At 58.3% G+C, this 15,641-nt stretch carries 15 protein-coding genes and 2 tRNA genes; 11 read left to right on the top strand and 6 right to left on the bottom strand.

Annotation, left to right across the window (positions count from 1 at the left end; genetic code table 11):
• Positions 1-190 precede the first annotated feature (190 nt).
• The 3 genes from dnaB to E8K88_RS06500 all read left to right on the top strand — a co-directional run bounded on the left by dnaB (position 191) and on the right by E8K88_RS06500 (position 3,694).
• Positions 191-1,612, top strand: coding sequence for a replicative DNA helicase (gene dnaB / locus E8K88_RS06510; protein ID WP_136405833.1), 1,422 nt, complete (start codon positions 191-193; stop codon positions 1,610-1,612).
• A 90-nt stretch (positions 1,613-1,702) separates the two neighbouring features.
• Positions 1,703-2,401 (top strand): HAD family hydrolase, encoded by a 699-nt coding sequence (locus E8K88_RS06505; RefSeq protein ID WP_136405873.1) that lies wholly within the window; start codon positions 1,703-1,705, stop codon positions 2,399-2,401.
• A gap of 174 nt (positions 2,402-2,575) precedes the next feature.
• The gene (locus E8K88_RS06500; RefSeq protein ID WP_136405832.1) at positions 2,576-3,694 is read left to right on the top strand and encodes a S49 family peptidase; all 1,119 of its coding nucleotides are present in this window, start codon (positions 2,576-2,578) and stop codon (positions 3,692-3,694) included.
• Positions 3,695-3,770: 76 nt separating this feature from the next.
• Here E8K88_RS06500 and E8K88_RS06495 read toward each other — a convergent pair whose 3' ends face one another.
• A complete protein-coding gene (locus E8K88_RS06495; RefSeq protein ID WP_136405831.1) occupies positions 3,771-4,901 on the bottom strand; it encodes an acyl-CoA dehydrogenase family protein in 1,131 nt (376 codons plus the stop codon).
• A 176-nt stretch (positions 4,902-5,077) separates the two neighbouring features.
• On the opposite strand from E8K88_RS06495, the gene E8K88_RS06490 reads away from it, so the two are divergent.
• The 3 genes from E8K88_RS06490 (at position 5,078) to E8K88_RS06480 (ending at position 8,053) form a co-directional block, all read left to right on the top strand.
• Positions 5,078-6,625, top strand: a complete 1,548-nt coding sequence (locus E8K88_RS06490) for a sensor histidine kinase (protein WP_136405830.1) — start codon at positions 5,078-5,080, stop codon at positions 6,623-6,625.
• Between the two features lie 7 nt (positions 6,626-6,632).
• Positions 6,633-7,268 (top strand): response regulator transcription factor, encoded by a 636-nt coding sequence (locus E8K88_RS06485; RefSeq protein ID WP_136405829.1) that lies wholly within the window; start codon positions 6,633-6,635, stop codon positions 7,266-7,268.
• 113 nt (positions 7,269-7,381) lie between these two features.
• Complete coding sequence (locus E8K88_RS06480) at positions 7,382-8,053, top strand: outer membrane protein (RefSeq protein ID WP_136405828.1); 672 nt, start codon at positions 7,382-7,384, stop codon at positions 8,051-8,053.
• Positions 8,054-8,410: 357 nt separating this feature from the next.
• On the opposite strand, the gene E8K88_RS06475 is transcribed toward E8K88_RS06480, so the two are convergent.
• Together E8K88_RS06475 and E8K88_RS06470 are read right to left on the bottom strand one after the other, a co-directional pair.
• Positions 8,411-8,497, bottom strand: a tRNA-Leu gene (locus E8K88_RS06475).
• A 112-nt stretch (positions 8,498-8,609) separates the two neighbouring features.
• Positions 8,610-8,696 (bottom strand) — tRNA-Leu (locus tag E8K88_RS06470).
• Between the two features lie 37 nt (positions 8,697-8,733).
• On the opposite strand from E8K88_RS06470, the gene cysM reads away from it, so the two are divergent.
• The 4 genes from cysM to E8K88_RS06450 all read left to right on the top strand — a co-directional run bounded on the left by cysM (position 8,734) and on the right by E8K88_RS06450 (position 12,086).
• Positions 8,734-9,636: a cysteine synthase CysM gene (cysM, locus tag E8K88_RS06465; protein WP_136405827.1), complete on the top strand. Its 903-nt coding sequence runs from the start codon at positions 8,734-8,736 to the stop codon at positions 9,634-9,636.
• A 48-nt stretch (positions 9,637-9,684) separates the two neighbouring features.
• The gene (locus E8K88_RS06460) at positions 9,685-10,290 is read left to right on the top strand and encodes an NUDIX domain-containing protein (protein ID WP_136405872.1); all 606 of its coding nucleotides are present in this window, start codon (positions 9,685-9,687) and stop codon (positions 10,288-10,290) included.
• Positions 10,290-10,520, top strand: coding sequence for a sulfurtransferase TusA family protein (locus E8K88_RS06455; RefSeq protein WP_136405826.1), 231 nt, complete (start codon positions 10,290-10,292; stop codon positions 10,518-10,520). The genes E8K88_RS06460 and E8K88_RS06455 overlap by 1 nt, the downstream gene beginning before the upstream one ends.
• Positions 10,521-10,835: 315 nt before the next feature.
• Positions 10,836-12,086, top strand: coding sequence for an MFS transporter (locus E8K88_RS06450; protein ID WP_136405825.1), 1,251 nt, complete (start codon positions 10,836-10,838; stop codon positions 12,084-12,086).
• A gap of 73 nt (positions 12,087-12,159) precedes the next feature.
• On the opposite strand, the gene E8K88_RS06445 is transcribed toward E8K88_RS06450, so the two are convergent.
• Positions 12,160-13,104, bottom strand: a complete 945-nt coding sequence (locus E8K88_RS06445) for a LysR substrate-binding domain-containing protein (protein ID WP_136405824.1) — start codon at positions 13,102-13,104, stop codon at positions 12,160-12,162.
• Between the two features lie 358 nt (positions 13,105-13,462).
• Between E8K88_RS06445 and murI the strand changes: the two genes are divergently transcribed.
• Positions 13,463-14,263, top strand: coding sequence for a glutamate racemase (gene murI / locus E8K88_RS06440; protein WP_136405823.1), 801 nt, complete (start codon positions 13,463-13,465; stop codon positions 14,261-14,263).
• Between the two features lie 6 nt (positions 14,264-14,269).
• Here the strand turns inward: murI and E8K88_RS06435 are convergent, their stop codons facing one another.
• On the bottom strand, positions 14,270-14,926 hold the full coding sequence (locus tag E8K88_RS06435; protein WP_136405822.1) for a DUF6806 family protein: 657 nt from the start codon (positions 14,924-14,926) through the stop codon (positions 14,270-14,272).
• Between the two features lie 232 nt (positions 14,927-15,158).
• Positions 15,159-15,638: a type II 3-dehydroquinate dehydratase gene (aroQ, locus tag E8K88_RS06430; protein ID WP_136405821.1), complete on the bottom strand. Its 480-nt coding sequence runs from the start codon at positions 15,636-15,638 to the stop codon at positions 15,159-15,161.
• Between the last annotated feature and the right edge of the window lie 3 nt (positions 15,639-15,641).

Genomic DNA, 15,641 nt, shown 5'->3' with positions numbered 1-15,641 from the left:
CTTATGCAGCACTTGTACAGTGCTTATGCAGAGCTTATCCACAGCATGTCCACCAGGTTTGCCATGCATTGCCACGCCGCGCTGCGCCGCGTAAGATAGGCGTTTTGGCAGCTGCGTAAACGCGCCAGGCTATCAACAGCCGCCCATGCCAGCTGACCAATAAAATCGTGAAGTGAAGGAAAGAAAAACCATGAGCGTAGATGTGATTCAGATTGCGGGTTCGCGGGGTCAGGAAATCAAACACGACCCACAAGTGGCCGACTTGCGTCTGCCCCCCCAGTCTGTGGAGTCCGAGCAAAGTGTCTTGGGCGGCTTGCTACTGGACAACCAGGTGTGGGAGCGCGTCTCGGACCTGCTGAAAAAATCGGACTTTTACCGCGCTGAACACCAGGAAATTTTTGCTGCAATTGCTGCACTGCTGGAAAACGACCGCCCCGCTGACGTAGTGACCGTGTTTGAGCACTTGCGCGGTATTGGCAAAGCCGAAGAGATTGGCGGCATTCCTTACCTGAACATGCTGGCGCAATATGTGCCCAGTGCAGCCAACATCCGCCGCTACGCCGAGATCATCCGCGAGCGCGGCATCTTGCGCAAGCTGATTGCTGCCAGCGACGAAATTGCCTCGAACGCCTTCAGCCCGCGTGGGCGCGAAGTCAGCGGCATTTTGGATGAAGCCGAGGCCAAGATTTTTGGCATTGCCGAGGAAAGCTCGCGCATGAAGCAAGGCTTTCAGTCCATGGAAAGCCTGGTGGTGAACCTGCTCGACCAGGTCGAGGAAATGGCCCAGACCACCAGCGACATCACGGGCGTGCCAACTGGTTTTTCAGACCTCGATCGCATGACCTCCGGCCTGCAAAAAGGCGACTTGATTGTGCTGGCTGCGCGCCCTTCGATGGGTAAAACCGCCTTTGCGATCAACATTGCCGAGCACGTTGCGCTCAATGAAAGCCTGCCTGTCGCGATCTTCTCGATGGAAATGGGCGCGGCCCAGCTGGCGGTGCGTATCGTCGGCTCGATTGGCCGTATCAACCAAGGCCGCCTGCGTACCGGCAAGCTCAACGACGACGAGTGGCCACGCCTGACCGAAGCCGTCGAGCGCCTGCGCACCGTGTCCTTGCACATCGACGAAACCCCAGGCCTGACCCCCACCGAGCTGCGCGCCAACGCCCGTCGCCTGGCCCGCCAATACGGCCAGCTGGGCCTGATTGTGGTCGATTACTTGCAGCTGATGAGCGGCTCGGGCAACTCCTCCGAAGACAACCGCGCCACAGAGTTGGGCGAGATTTCACGGGGCCTGAAAATGCTGGCCAAAGAATTGCAATGCCCAGTGATTGCCCTGTCGCAGCTCAACCGCTCGGTCGAGCAGCGTACCGACAAGCGCCCGATGATGAGTGACTTGCGCGAATCGGGCGCCATTGAGCAAGATGCCGACGTGATCATGTTCATCTACCGCGATGACTACTACCTCAAAGAGGCCAGCAAGGCTCCAAACCAGGCCGAGATCATCATTGGCAAACAGCGTAACGGCCCGACAGGCACCGTGCACCTGTACTTCCAGAAAAACCAGACCCGCTTTGAAAACCTGGCAATGGGGGATGAGCCAGCGTATTGAGCCGGCTTTCCAAATTCATCCGCGCGCAGCGCCTAGGCGCTGCGCGCCCTGCCCCCCATTTACCCCACGCAAACCACACCCCCCTTGACCATGACACCTACCGCCTCGCAGCCACACGGCTATGACATGCTGGCCTTTGACTGGGATGGCACGCTGTTTGACTCAACAGCCATCATCGCCCGCAGCATCCAGGCGGCCGTGGCCGATGTCGGCGGCACACCGCCATCAGAAGAGCAGGCGCGCTGGGTGATTGGCATGGAATTGCACGCGGCGCTGGCCAAAGCGGCCCCCGATGTGCCGCCCGAGCAATACCCAGAGCTGGGTCGGCGCTACCGCTACCACTATCTGCAGCACCAAGACGACATCGTGTTGTTTGATGGCGCGCTGGAGATGCTCAAACAACTCAAGGCCAAAGGTTTTTTGCTGGCAGTGGCAACCGGCAAAAGCCGCCGAGGCCTGAATGAGGTACTGGCCAGCCATGACTTGCATGGCCTGTTTGATGATTCACGCACAGCCGACGAAACCGCCGGCAAGCCCAGCCCTTTGATGCTGCAAGAGCTGATGCAGATCTGGGATGTTCGCCCCGAGCGCCTGCTGATGATTGGCGACACCAGCCATGATTTGCAAATGGCCCTCAATGCTGGCTGCGCCAGCGTGGCCGTCACTTACGGCGCGCATGCCGCGCAAGGGCAGCAGGCCTACGGCCCGCTGTTCACCGCCCACACCGTGCCAGAGCTGGCAGCTTGGTTGGAGCAATGCCAGCCAAGCCGCGCACAGCACCAGCGCTGATGCACCACCGCCTGGGTGTGTGAAATCTGCGTCGACCCTGCACAAACTGCCTCACCACGCTATGCCAGAGTCCATAGCGCCGTCATAATGGCCGCTGCCGCTGCCGCTGTCTGGCCTTGGCGCAGGCACTGATGCACTGATGCACTGACAATTGAATGGATGGAGAGAAAACGCATGAGCCCGTACCAAGAGGAGCCCAATTCATCTGGCGCCAATGAACGCAAAGACGCCGCAGCCAGCCCCTCGGCCGAAGACGTGTGGACGACACGACCTGGCGGCACACGCCAAGAACAAAGCCCTTTGGCATCGCGCGAAGCGCAGCTGGCGGCCAAAAAACGCAAAGGCAAGCCCGAGGGCGATTGGGAGCGCTCGGTCTTAGAAAAGCTGGCCTTTGCCAGCCTCAAAGAGCAACGCCGTGCCCGGCGCTGGAAGCTGTTTTTCACCATTTTGTTTTTTGGCTATATCGGCTTTATCACCTGGAGCGTGATGCGCAGCAATACGCTCAGCGCCATTGAGCCTCGCAGCCATACCGCCGTTGTCAACATCAAAGGCGCGATCTCGGATGACAGCGAAGCCAGTGCGCAGCATGTGCTGCGCTCACTCAAAGAAGCATTTGAAGCCCCCAACGCCAAGGCGGTGGTGCTCCATATCAATTCACCCGGCGGCAGCCCCGTGCAGGCTGGCATTATTCACGACGAGATCGTCCGCCTCAAAGACAAGCACAAAAAACCAGTCTATGCCGCCATTGGTGAACTGGGTGCTTCGGCGGCCTACTACATCGCCGTGGCGGCCGATGAAATTTATGTCGACAAAGCCAGCATGGTAGGCAGCATTGGCGTGCTGATGAATGGCTTTGGTTTTACCGGCACGATGGACAAGCTGGGTGTGCAACGCCGCCTGATCGCAGCGGGCGAGCACAAAGGCTTTTTGGACCCGTTCAGCCCCGAGAATCCGGCCGATGTGGAGCACGCACGCGTGATGCTCTACCAAATCCACCAACAATTCATTGAAGTGGTGCGTGCTGGCCGCGGTGACAGGCTAAAAGAAACGCCCAACACCTTCTCTGGCTGGGTCTGGACTGGCGAAGAATCGATTGAACTGGGCCTGGCCGACCACATCGGCTCGCTCTACAGCGTCGCACGCGATGTCGTGGGCGCAGACACCTTGGTCGACTACACCTATAAACGTGGCCTGGCCGACTCGATTGCCAAGCGCTTAGGCGCATCATTTGGCGCAGGCGCCAGCAACGCAGCCATCAAGTCGATCAGCCAAGGCGGATGGCTTTACCAGTAAATCACATATTCCAAGGCGCGCAGGCGAGCAAGTCGCCCTGCAGCCCTGGCAGCTTGTACACGCCAGCTGCAGCCGCTCAACCCAGCGCGCGCTGAATCAGAATCTTCTGCACATCGCTGGTGCCCTCATAAATCTGGCACACGCGCACATCGCGGTAAATGCGCTCGACAGGAAAATCATTCACATAGCCATAGCCGCCCAGAGTCTGGATCGCTGCGCTGCATACCCGCTCGGCCATTTCGCTGGCAAATAATTTGGCCATTGCCGCCTCGCGCAAGCAGGGCTGGCCGGCATCGCGCAGGCTGGCGGCATGCCAGATCAGCTGGCGTGCCGCCTCAATCTGCATATCGCATTCGGCCAAGCGAAAGCCGACGGCCTGGTGGTTGATGATGGCAGTGCCAAAGCTCTCACGCTCCTTCGCGTATTGCACAGCCGCCTCAAATGCGGCACGCGCCATGCCCACGCTTTGCGAAGCGATGCCAATGCGCCCGCCTTCTAGCGAAGACAGCGCAATTTTGTAGCCCTCGCCTTCCTGGCCAATCAAATTCTCGGCAGGAATACGGCAATTGTCCAGGCGGATTTGCGCGGTATCACTGGAATGCTGGCCCAGCTTCTCTTCCAAACGCTCCACTTGGTAGCCCGGATTGTCGGTAGGCACGATAAAGGCACTCATGCCTTTCTTACCGGCTTGCGCATCGGTCACGGCAATCACAATCGCCACCTGGCCATTTTTGCCGCTGGTGATGAATTGCTTGACGCCGTTGAGCACATAATCGCCGCCTTGCTTGCGCGCCGTAGTGCGCAGTGCCGATGCGTCGGAGCCCACATGCGGCTCGGTCAGGCAAAACGCGCCCAGCATCTGCCCCTGAGCCAACGGCTCAAGCCATTGGCGCTTTTGGCTGTCATTGCCATAGCGCATCAAAATCGCATTGACCGGGCAATTGGTCACACTGATGGCCGTGCTGGTGCCACCATCGCCTGCGGCAATTTCTTCCAGCACCAGCGCCAAACTCATGTAATTCAAACCTGCGCCGCCGTACTCCTCTGGCACACAAATGCCATACGCCCCCAAAGCCGCCAAACCTTGGTGCACCTCGCGCGGAAAATGGTGTGTACGATCCCATTGCGCAGCATGCGGGACGATGGCGTCTTGCACAAAAGCGCGAACGGCATCGCGAATCATCAGCTGGTCTTCATTCAAAAGCATGCGCTCATCTCCTGGTTATGGTGTGCTACGCCGTGATGAGAGACCACAGCCATCAGTCAATTGTAGAAGCCCGCATCCAAGGCTTGCGGCCTGCAAGCATGCGGTTTTACCCGAACCGCAGCGTCAATTACAAGGCTCCCATAGCCTTCTCGTGCGGACATGGCAAAATTCTCGCCATGACGATCTCGAACTGGCGCGGTTTTTGGACTTGGTTGCTGCTGTGGGCCTTGGTCGCTGGTCTGGGCGTCGCCTGGCTGGCGCATGCGCGCTTGGTCGCGCTGGAGAATGCGTTTGCGACAGATGCACGCATCGTACACCGCTTGCTCAGCCAGCGCGCGGCCCAGCACGATGCCGTGATGGCCATGCTGCCCCTGCTGTACCCCGCTGCAGACAAGCCAAACACCAGCGACCAGGCCAGCATGGCGCTGCCGCATCTGAGGTCCACCTACCCCGAAATAGAAGCCGTGGTGCGCCGCCCGCCTGAAGGCCAATGGCCCACCAGTTGGCCGGAGGCTTTGCGCCAGGCACTGGACAGCGCCTTAGAGCGCTCACGCGATAGCCACCATGCAGAGCTCGCACTGGCAGATATGCCTGCAGGCAAAGTGTGGCTGGCACTGGCAGACCACAGCCGAGGCCAGCACAACGACCACGGCTTGCGATTGGATTTGCAAACCTCCATCCCATGGAGCGAATGGCCAATGGATGCCAGCATAAGCCCTGTGCGCGTGCGGCTGGAGTACCAAGGCCAGGCCTTCATCGTGCAAGCTGGACAGCGTCTTGAGCGCGGCAGGCAATACGCATTTCGCAAAGAACTGGCATCACAAAGCCAAGCTTTTGATGTCGTATTAGAGCGCGACGTCGGCTGGCAAGAATTACCGTGGATTTCAATGCTGGCCTGGGCCAGCTTCAGTGCGGCAGTCTTGGCTGCACTCCATGCACTGCTACGCCAGCGCGTTGCCGCTCGCCGCGCCGAGGAGTTGCTGCACTTAGGCCAAGTCGCCCGGCTCAACCAGCTAGGCGAGCTGGCAGCGGGCTTGGCGCACGAACTCAACCAACCCCTCACAGCCATGCTAGCCAACACCCAGGCGGCGCAACGTTTATTGGATGAGCAAGAGCCCGATCTCACCACCGCGCGCCATGCAATGGGCCAAGCCGTCAATCAGGCGCGCCGCGCCAGCGAGGTCGTCGGCCGCTTGCGTCGTGTCGTGGAAAGGCCTGAGCTGTCCGGGCAAGCACAGCCCTTGGTACTGGCCGACGCTGTGCATGACGCGCTGCATTTGCTAGAGCCTGAAATACGCCGCTGCCGCATTGCCGTGCAAGTCGAAACACCAGGCCACCTGCCAGCGGTTCGCGCCGAGCCAGTGGCCTTGCAGCAAATCATCTACAACCTGGTGATGAACGCTATACAGGCCATGGAGCAAACGGAGCAAGACCAGCGCCGCCTGCAACTGAGTCTGCGCTTACACGGCACACAAGTGCTGCTCAGCGTGCGAGATACCGGCCCCGGCGTGGCCCCAGAAGCACGTGCGCAGCTCTTTACACCGTTCTACACCACACGGGCGGGGGGGCTTGGCTTGGGTTTGTCGCTGTCGCAGAGTCTGGCGCAGGCCATGGGAGGCGAACTCACGCTGGCCCCTCCACGACCGGCCTCATCACCCCTCCCACCCACTCGGGCGACAGGCACTGAATTCCATTTGCTGCTTGCGGTCGCCGATACGCAATGAATACGCTATGCCCTCTTCCCTCTCGCCCCTTATTCACCTGGTCGATGACGATGCCGCCGTACGCGACAGCCTGGCACTACTGCTGAGCACCGTTGGCTTACGGGTGCAAACCTGGGACAATCCGCAAACTTTTTTGGCCGAATTCGACCGCCATAGTGTGGGCGCTATTGTGCTTGACGTGCGCATGCCTGGCATCAGTGGCTTGGCCGTGCTGGACACGCTGGTGAGCGAACATGTCACACAGCCCGTGGTCATGCTCACAGGCCATGGCACGATAGAGATGTGCCGCCGCGCCTTTAAAGCAGGCGCGGTGGAGTTTCTCGAAAAGCCGGTACACGACGAGCAACTCATAGAAGCGCTGCAAAGCGCCGTGCGCCAACATGTACGCTCGCGCGAGCGCCACCAGGCAGACCAGCAAGCCAAGGAGCGCTTCGCACAGCTCTCCAACCGCGAGCGGGAAGTACTGGGCCTGATCGTCGAAGGCCTCACAAACAAAGAAATTGGCCGCGCCTTGGCCCTCTCGCCACGTACCGTAGAGACGCACCGCGCCAACCTATTGGTCAAATTGGCAACCGACTCACTGGCCCAGCTCATTCGACGCTATGCGAAATTGGTCGACACAACCGATACAACGACTACGTAGTTATACGCAGGCACGAACGTAGCGCGCCGCATTGGCATGCCCATGGTGTTTTTTTATAGTTGTGCACATGCCCTGCAAGGCACCTGCTGCAATCGACGCATAGACAATCCACCATGAAAATCCAACACCTGATCCCCTTTTTGATCCTGGCTGCATCTGGCAGCGCTTTTGCCGATGATGGCTGGTACGGCGCGCTGCGAATCAACCCTTCAGAGTTCAAAGCACGCGACATGGACTCCAGCGCCCGCCCCGGCCTTGGCCAGTTTGTGCCGGGCGACAACAGCAACAAGGCCACCAGCGGCTCCGTGGCGCTGGGCTACCTGCTACCCTCGAATTGGCGCGTAGAAGCAGAGTACACACTGCCAAAGAGCAACGAATTCACCAGCGGCTCGACCAACTTTCCAACCAGCTTCAACCACCACAAAATCCGTTCACAGCGCCTGATGCTCAACGGCTACAAAGACCTCCCACTGAATACGCAATTTTCTTTGTACGGCATGGCCGGCCTGGGTATGGCGCGCCTGCAGTCGAGTGGTTGGCAAGGCAATGAAGGCCGCCAATTTTTCAGTGGCACCGAAAACAATCTGGCTTATTCACTTGGCTTTGGCGTGACATATTCACCCGTCCAAAAAGTCCATATTGACCTGGGCTACCGCTACGTCGACATGGGCAAAGCCAAGAGTGGCGCCAACAATTTCACCAACGTGCGCGGCCTGCAGGACGAGCAAATGCGAGCCAAACTGGTCAGCAACGAAATCACACTCGGCGTGCGCTACAGTTTTTAATGCTTGTAATGGCAACAGCTGCGTCCCCCACCGCAGAGCGGTAAGACACCAGGCACACCGCAGCGGTTAAACGCGCAAACAAGCCCCAGATGCAGACGCCCTGCCCTGGGGCTTTGTGCCAAGAACATCCCGGTGCCTGCTGTTGCCGAGCATGGGCAAAACGGGCAACGCCTCAAGGCGCTTTAGGAGGCTTCAACGCAGTAATGCGCTTTTTGTGCCTTGCCTTTTGGGCTCCAACGCGGTCTGCGTGGAGACTTTGAACAGGCTCCAAGTGCTCAAACGCAAAAAGCCACCCAAAAGGTGGCTTTGATGTGCTACTGATCTTTGCAAGACCTGCTTTTGAACCATCTGAAAAGATGGTGCCGGAGGCCGGAATCGAACCGGCACGGGTTTTACCCCGGGGGATTTTGAGTCCCCTGCGTCTACCAATTTCACCACTCCGGCAAGGAGTCAAAGTTCGCATCAAAAATGCCACCGCTTGTTGGTGGCATCCATGCACTTTGTTGTGTTTCGAACTACCTGCCGCTAACCATCCTTACTCACACTGTGATTGAGATGGTGCCGGAGGCCGGAATCGAACCGGCACGGGTTTTACCCCGGGGGATTTTGAGTCCCCTGCGTCTACCAATTTCACCACTCCGGCAGGCGTCGAAGCACGCATTATATGGCATATTTATGGCATGAAATACAAAACCATTGAAAATACCATAGGCAATACGCCGCTCGTTGCCTTGCAACGCATTGACAGTGCCACCAGCAGCCAACGAGGCAATACGATTTTGGCCAAACTCGAAGGCAATAACCCAGCTGGTTCGGTCAAGGACCGCCCGGCCTTGTCCATGATTGAGCGCGCGCAAGCGCGTGGCGAGATCAAACCAGGTGACACCTTGATTGAGCCGACCTCGGGCAATACCGGTATCGCGCTGGCAATGGCCGCTGCAATCAAAGGCTACCGGATGATTCTGATCATGCCTGAGGACTTGTCGATTGAGCGCGCCCAAACCATGAAGGCGTTTGGCGCAGAGCTGATTCTCACACCCAAGAGCGGCGGCATGGAAGCGGCGCGCGATTTGGCCAACACCATGATGCAGCAAGGCCAGGGCGTCATCCTCGACCAGTTTGCCAACCCGGACAACCCGCGCACCCACTACGAAACCACTGGCCCTGAGCTGTGGGAGCAAACAGGCGGCCAGATCACCCACTTTGTCAGCGCGATGGGCACAACCGGCACGATCACTGGCGTGTCGCGCTTCCTGAAAGAAAAAAACCCTGCCATTCAAATCATTGGCGCGCAACCGGCCGAGGGCTCGCGCATTCCGGGTATTCGCAAGTGGCCTGAAGCTTATCTGCCAAAGATTTATGATCCCAGCAGGATAGACACCCAGATTTCCGTCACCCAGGACGATGCCGAGGAGATGTGCCGCCGCCTGGCACGCGAAGAAGGTATTTTTGGTGGTATTTCAGCCGCTGGCGCTTTGTGGGTCGCAACCCAGATCAATGCCCAAGTGGAAAACGCCACGATTGTGTTTGTGGTCTGCGACCGTGGCGACCGCTACCTCTCAACCGGTGTGTTTCCAGCTTAAACAGCTCCCACGCCTGGCGTGACCAAGACCCGAAAGACCAAGAATACGATGGCTTACGAAGTTCGATTTTGCACCCATTGCGGCTCGCCACTGGCCTGGACCGCATCGCAAGAAGACAGCGGCATGGTTGAGCGCCTGCGCTGCCCTGCCTGCAACTGGACCCACTGGAACAACCCTACGCCGGTGCTGGCGGCTGTGGTCGAATACAACGGCCTGCTGGTACTCGCGCGCAACGCGCTGTGGAAAGACCGCTTCTTTGGCCTGATCACCGGCTTCATGGAAGCGGGCGAGTCGCCTGAAGACGGCATTGCGCGCGAAGTCAAGGAAGAAATCAACCTCGATGTGCACTCGTGCCGCCTGATCGACGTGTCGGAGTTTCTGCGCATGAACCAGGTGCTGATTGCCTACCATGTAGTGGCCACTGGCGACATTCGCCTCTCGCCAGAGCTGTCAGAATACAAACTGGTCGAGCCTGCTAAGGCCACCGTGTGGACTTCTGGCACTGGCCGCGCACTGCAAAAATGGCTGCGCAGCCAAGGCCATGAACCCGAGGTGATTGAGCGCTATCCGAATGGTCGCCCGCCAGAGTCGACCGCACCGCTGACACATACGCCAGCACCATTGAGCAGCAACACGCTGGAAGGAAAGCACTGATGGAGATCGCCCTGGAAGTCAATGCCCAAGGCCTGCGCTGTCCACAGCCGATCCTGCGGGCCAAGCGGGCGCTGGCCACACTGGAAAGCGGCCAACTCTTGCTGGTCACTGCCACTGACAGTGGCTCACTGCAAGACTTCAGCGCCTTTGCCAAACAAACTGGCAATGCGCTGGTCGAGCAGCGCACCGATGAGGCAGGGATTCACCACTTTATTATTCGCCGCAGGTAGTTCCTGCCAGCCAGGATCAACTCAAAAGAAGTACGCTGCACAGCACACGCCGACTGTGCCAGCGAGCCTTAGAGCCTGTTGACGATCTATTCGCAGACCGCGTTGAGACCAAAAAGGATGCAATGCGGCGCAAAAAACGCATTACTGCGTTGCCTGTTTTTTGTGTCTTGCGCAACTGCGAATAGATCGTCAACAGGTTCTTACAGGCTGACCACATGCGCTTGAAACACACGTTCAAGCATGCGCGCAGGCTCTGCCAGCACGTTTGGCATAAAGTCATTAGACTTGGCCGGTTTCCCGCACTCTGGCTTCTTCATGACTTCCTCTCCCACCCATACTCCTGCGCCACCGGTGCAAGCCTCTGGCACCTTGCTGCTGCTGATGGCGATTGCCTGCGGCCTGTGCGCAGGCTGCAACTACATCAACCAGCCGCTGCTGCATTCGATTGCCATCGGGCTCAACGTCAGTGAAGCCCAAGCGGCCTATAGCGTCACGATCTCCCAGCTGGCCTATGCCGGCGGTTTGTTGTTTCTGGTTCCGCTCGGCGACTTGCTAGATCGCCGCAAGCTGATTGTGACATTGATGGCACTGGCTGCTGCCGGTTTGCTGCTGTGTGCGATCACTGACAACATTGCATTGTTCTGGCTGGGCTCTGCCATTGCAGGCATATTCTCGGTGGCCGCACAAGTGCTGGTGCCTTTGGTTACGCTGATGGTCGCCCCCCAGCAAGCTGGTCGCGCCGTGGGCATCTTGATGACTGGCCTGCTGATTGGCATCCAGTCGGCTCGCAGCATTGCCGGCATTCTCTCGGGCACTGCGGGCTGGCAATCGGTCTATGTGCTGACCGCTGTACTCATGCTGGCAGTCGCAGCAGCCCTGGCCAAAACCCTGCCCTCCAAAGCGGCCTTCGCAGCACCTGCCAAATCCAAGGCAGCACAGGTCAGCAGCCAAGCCAGCTACGCCAGCACCATGCGCTCATTGGTGGATTTGTTCGCTCACCAGCCGCGCCTGCGCAGCCGCACCCTGATGGGCGCGTTCAGCTTTGGCAGCCTGGCAGTGTTGTTCTCGACCATGGCCTTGTTGCTTGGCAAAGCGCCCCACCAATTCAATGACATGCAAATTGGCTTGCTCAGTCTGGTCGGTGTGGCCAGTGCCTTGGTGGCCAAACCGGTTGGCCAATGGGCCGACCGAGGACTGGAGCCCAACACCTCGCTGGCTTCGGCCATCTTGCTATTGGTCGTATGGCCCCCCATGTGGCTGGCCACCCACAGCGCCAGCATTTTTGCCATGGGTTTGCTTTTGCTGGGTGTGGCGATTGCAGCCGTGCATATTTGCAACCAAAGCGTGATTTTTCAATTGGCCAGCCAGGCCCGCTCACGCGCCAATGCGATCTACATGACCGGCTATTTTCTGGGTGCCTCGGCTGGCTCTGCGCTGGGTGTCGTTGCTTGGGACATCGGTGGCTGGTCGGCCGTGTGCTGGCTGGGGCTGGGGCTGGCTGGCTGCGCCATGGCGGCCTGCCTGCATGACCGCAGGCTGGCCCAACGCACTCACCTGGATCTGTAAAGTAGGGCTGCAAATTCGCCAGGCGATGCTGGAAGCGCTTGGTCGCTAGCGCTCTTGTTCAATGCATGCTCACTCAGCTGGCCTGCACCAAACGAGCCATATCTTCGCCTTGGGATTGTTCCACCAGCCAGTTGTGCACGGCGGCCCCCCGTCTGTCATCCAAGGCACCGGCAGCATAGACCAGGCAATAGCTTTTGCCGGTCATCACGCGCTTGCCAAATGGCTCAATCAACAGCCCAGAGGCCAACTCATCCAAAGTCAGGCGCTGGCGAGCAATCGCCACACCCATGCCGACCTTCGCTGCATCAATGGTTGCTTGGTGGCGGTTGAACATATAACCACGGCGCACATCGACATGGGCCGCATCAATCGCACGCAGATAGCTCTCCCATTCGCCATACGGCTCACTGCCACGCCAGGCGGTGACATCGTGCAGCACCGGAAAATGCTGCAGGTCGTCCACACTCGCCAAAGGCCGCCCTGTTGCGGCCAGCAATTTGGGAGAAATCACTGGAAAAATCGCCTCTTGCATCAGCACCGTGCTTTGAAAACCAGGCATGCCGCCATCGTTCAAATCGATGGCGATGTCAAACTCGCCCTCACGCAATGAGTGGGCGCTGTCTTCGGCTTCCAGACTCAATTCAATATGCGGGTACTGCTGCATCAGCAGTGGCAAGCGCGGCACCAACCAAATGCCAAGAAATGAGGGCAGTGAGCGGATGCGCACAATGCCAGAGAGCGGCCCACCGCGCAAACGGTGAATCGCCAAGTCGACGTTGGCATAGGCCGGGCTCACAGTGGCCAGCAGGCGCTCGCCCTCCTCCGTCAACTCCAGGCGACGCGAAAACCGCTGGAAGAGCTTAAATCCCAGCCACTCTTCCAGCGCCTTGATTTGCTGGCTCACAGCCGCCGTGGTGATGCACAGACTCTCACCCGCTTCGGTAAAAGACAAGCTGCGCGCAGCAATCACAAACACCTTCAGCCGGGCATGAATTTGAGCTGGAGTCGTAGCACCCATGGTTTATTAATATTTAATTTAGAGGTAAAAATGCACTGTGTGCCAATGTGGCATACGCGGCCCAGCTGCGGTAACAATACCCGGCAGATCCCCAGCTAGCAGCGAGGATTTTTCAGGCTAGTGCCCGATCGTGCTTAAGCATACTTGATGCGCATATCGATTAAATGATTCTAAAGACAAATACATCCCATGCTTGTAAAAAATACATGCATCAATCCTGCACACATTGTTACTGCAGGCCAGCCAGTTTCCTGCAGGTGGCTGTAGTCACACGTACCAGGCCATACAATGCGCTGAAGACTTCGGTTTTACTCCACTGATTCATCCACTACGCGATGCGCGTCTTTTCCTGCCCACTATGAGTACGCACTCCTCCTTGCCAATCGGCGTATTTGACAGCGGCATCGGCGGCCTGAGCATTTTGCAAGCACTGCAGCAGCAATTGCCGCATGAGACCTTTGTCTATTTCTCCGACTCGGGCTTTGCCCCGTACGGTGAACGCAGCGATGCTTTTATCACTGAGCGCAGCCTGTACATCAGCGAAGGACTGCAAAGCCAGCACCAGATCAAAGCCTTGGTCGTGGCTTGCAATACCGCAACGACTGTGGCGATCCATGCGCTGCGCGCGCGTTGGCAAACCATGCCAATCATTGGCGTTGAGCCTGCGATCAAGCCGGCCTTGGCGAGCACCACCAGCGGCCATATTGCAGTGCTGGCTACGGCACGTACCCTCGCCAGTCCTAAATACCAAAACCTGGTCTCCCAGTTGCAGGGATCCGCCTTGGTTCGCCACGTGGCCTGCAATGGCTTGGCCAAAGCCATTGAGCAACAAGATACGCAAGCTATTGAGGCACTGTCTGCCCTGTATATTGCCCAGGCATTGGCACGCACAGAGCAGCAGCCAGCAGTCGACACGCTCGTGTTGGGTTGTACGCACTATCCATTGGTTTTACCGCTCTTGCAAAAGCATGCGCCCGCTTCTGTGCAATGGCTGGACTCGGCCTCGGCTGTTGCCAAGCAAACCGAGGCAAAACTCCAAGCGCTGGACCTGCTGGCCCCGCCGACACAGCAAGGCCATACTTGGCTACAAACCAGTGGTGACAGCGATCTTTTACATGCGATTGCAAAGCGCTGCCTGCCCCAGCGACAGACCGCTTAAAGCCTGTTAATGCTGATGGCGCGGGCGTCTGCCACCGCCGCCATGCCCGCCACCCGGGCCGGACTCACCGCGTGGCGGCTTGCCCAACTCCAAAGAGCTGACCAAGGCATCAAAGCGGCCTGTGAACAAGCGGTCCACTTCAGCAACCACCCCGGTCAACTCGGAGGCATCGAAATGGCGCTCCATCAAGCTCACCACATCCTGCACCAGCAAATCGCGCTGCACTTGCATGATGGCCGAAGGCGTTGGACCAACAAACAACAAGAAGAAATCATCGCGTGACTCACCCTCGTGCTCAGGCGCTTGGTCTTCGTCCTCATCTTCGTCCATTTCGTCGAAGGCGCGGTCGTAAAACGTCACCTCGATGGCGCAACCACGGTCAGCCAACTCGTTGAGGTTCATGCAGACATCGTTGAGCACTTGGCGAAAGGCCTCATTGCCACGCACGGTCCAGCAAATTTGCAGCGCATGTTCGCGGGCGACAAACTCAATACCGGGCTCCTCTTCGTAGTAGCCCACTGCCGCGCCGGCTAAAGAGCGGGCTCCGGCGTAGCGCCACATCGGCATCAGGGCTTGCTCAATGTCGGCAAACACCACATCAGGACGGACAAAGACCTGTCCGTGAACATGGATCTCAAAAGGGGCTTCGTGATCGTTTGTCATAGCTGGCCTAACTTCTCATGCGTACAAATCAGATTTGTACTGCGTTTTTATAAGATACCGCTATGTTACGGCTACCAAGCCGTGCGGGGAGGAACATGGTATTTTACTATGGCCGTCAACTGATGATACACCCAGCACCAGCAGGGTGGAACCAATTGATGGTTTCGTTCGCGTTTTCCTTGTATGGCAAGGCTCGCCCTCAGTGCCGTTGACCATATACCAGCCCAACCCTTTACGTAGTGGTTTCCTGCCACCGCGCAATCGCATCAATGGCCAAGCCATAGCCCATCACACCAAAGCCACACATGACCGCCTTGGCCGCACTGGCAATGTAGGAGTGGTGGCGAAAGCTCTCACGCGCATGCACATTGCTGATGTGCAGCTCGATCAATGGCACCCCCGTGCCCTTGATCGCATCGAGCAATGCCACGCTGGTGTGTGTGTACGCGCCAGCGTTCAGCACAATGCCAGCGAGATGGCCACTGCGGTGGTGCAAGCCCGCTTCATGGATCCAGCTGACCAAATCGCCTTCATGGTTGCTTTGGTGGCAATGCACCTCGAAGCCGTAGCCGCGCCCCGTGCGCTGGCACAGCGCCTCAACATCGGCCAGGGTCTGGTGACCATATACCTGCGGCTCACGCGTGCCCAGCAAATTCAGGTTGGGACCGTTGAGTACATACAGATGCAATGTCTTAGTGGGCGTGTCTGCCATGGC

It is taken from the genome of Lampropedia aestuarii (assembly GCF_004803635.1).
Classification (GTDB): Bacteria; Pseudomonadota; Gammaproteobacteria; order Burkholderiales; family Burkholderiaceae_C; genus Lampropedia; species Lampropedia aestuarii.
The sequence above is the reverse complement of the archived record's forward strand: the minus strand, read 5'-3'. Positions and strand labels throughout refer to the sequence as shown.

What these genes read in the sequence shown, in the direction of transcription:
- E8K88_RS06500 (WP_136405832.1), top strand. Translation starts at nt 2,576, where the DNA reads ATGAGCCCGTACCAAGAGGAGCCCAATTCATCTGGCGCCAATGAACGC.
- E8K88_RS06485 (WP_136405829.1), top strand. Translation starts at nt 6,633, where the DNA reads ATGCCCTCTTCCCTCTCGCCCCTTATTCACCTGGTCGATGACGATGCC.
- E8K88_RS06445 (WP_136405824.1), bottom strand. Translation starts at nt 13,104, where the DNA reads ATGGGTGCTACGACTCCAGCTCAAATTCATGCCCGGCTGAAGGTGTTT.
- E8K88_RS06460 (WP_136405872.1), top strand. Translation starts at nt 9,685, where the DNA reads ATGGCTTACGAAGTTCGATTTTGCACCCATTGCGGCTCGCCACTGGCC.
- murI (WP_136405823.1), top strand. Translation starts at nt 13,463, where the DNA reads ATGAGTACGCACTCCTCCTTGCCAATCGGCGTATTTGACAGCGGCATC.
- E8K88_RS06480 (WP_136405828.1), top strand. Translation starts at nt 7,382, where the DNA reads ATGAAAATCCAACACCTGATCCCCTTTTTGATCCTGGCTGCATCTGGC.
- E8K88_RS06435 (WP_136405822.1), bottom strand. Translation starts at nt 14,926, where the DNA reads ATGACAAACGATCACGAAGCCCCTTTTGAGATCCATGTTCACGGACAG.
- cysM (WP_136405827.1), top strand. Translation starts at nt 8,734, where the DNA reads ATGAAATACAAAACCATTGAAAATACCATAGGCAATACGCCGCTCGTT.
- E8K88_RS06450 (WP_136405825.1), top strand. Translation starts at nt 10,836, where the DNA reads ATGACTTCCTCTCCCACCCATACTCCTGCGCCACCGGTGCAAGCCTCT.
- E8K88_RS06455 (WP_136405826.1), top strand. Translation starts at nt 10,290, where the DNA reads ATGGAGATCGCCCTGGAAGTCAATGCCCAAGGCCTGCGCTGTCCACAG.
- E8K88_RS06495 (WP_136405831.1), bottom strand. Translation starts at nt 4,901, where the DNA reads ATGCTTTTGAATGAAGACCAGCTGATGATTCGCGATGCCGTTCGCGCT.
- E8K88_RS06490 (WP_136405830.1), top strand. Translation starts at nt 5,078, where the DNA reads ATGACGATCTCGAACTGGCGCGGTTTTTGGACTTGGTTGCTGCTGTGG.
- aroQ (WP_136405821.1), bottom strand. Translation starts at nt 15,638, where the DNA reads ATGGCAGACACGCCCACTAAGACATTGCATCTGTATGTACTCAACGGT.
- E8K88_RS06505 (WP_136405873.1), top strand. Translation starts at nt 1,703, where the DNA reads ATGACACCTACCGCCTCGCAGCCACACGGCTATGACATGCTGGCCTTT.
- dnaB (WP_136405833.1), top strand. Translation starts at nt 191, where the DNA reads ATGAGCGTAGATGTGATTCAGATTGCGGGTTCGCGGGGTCAGGAAATC.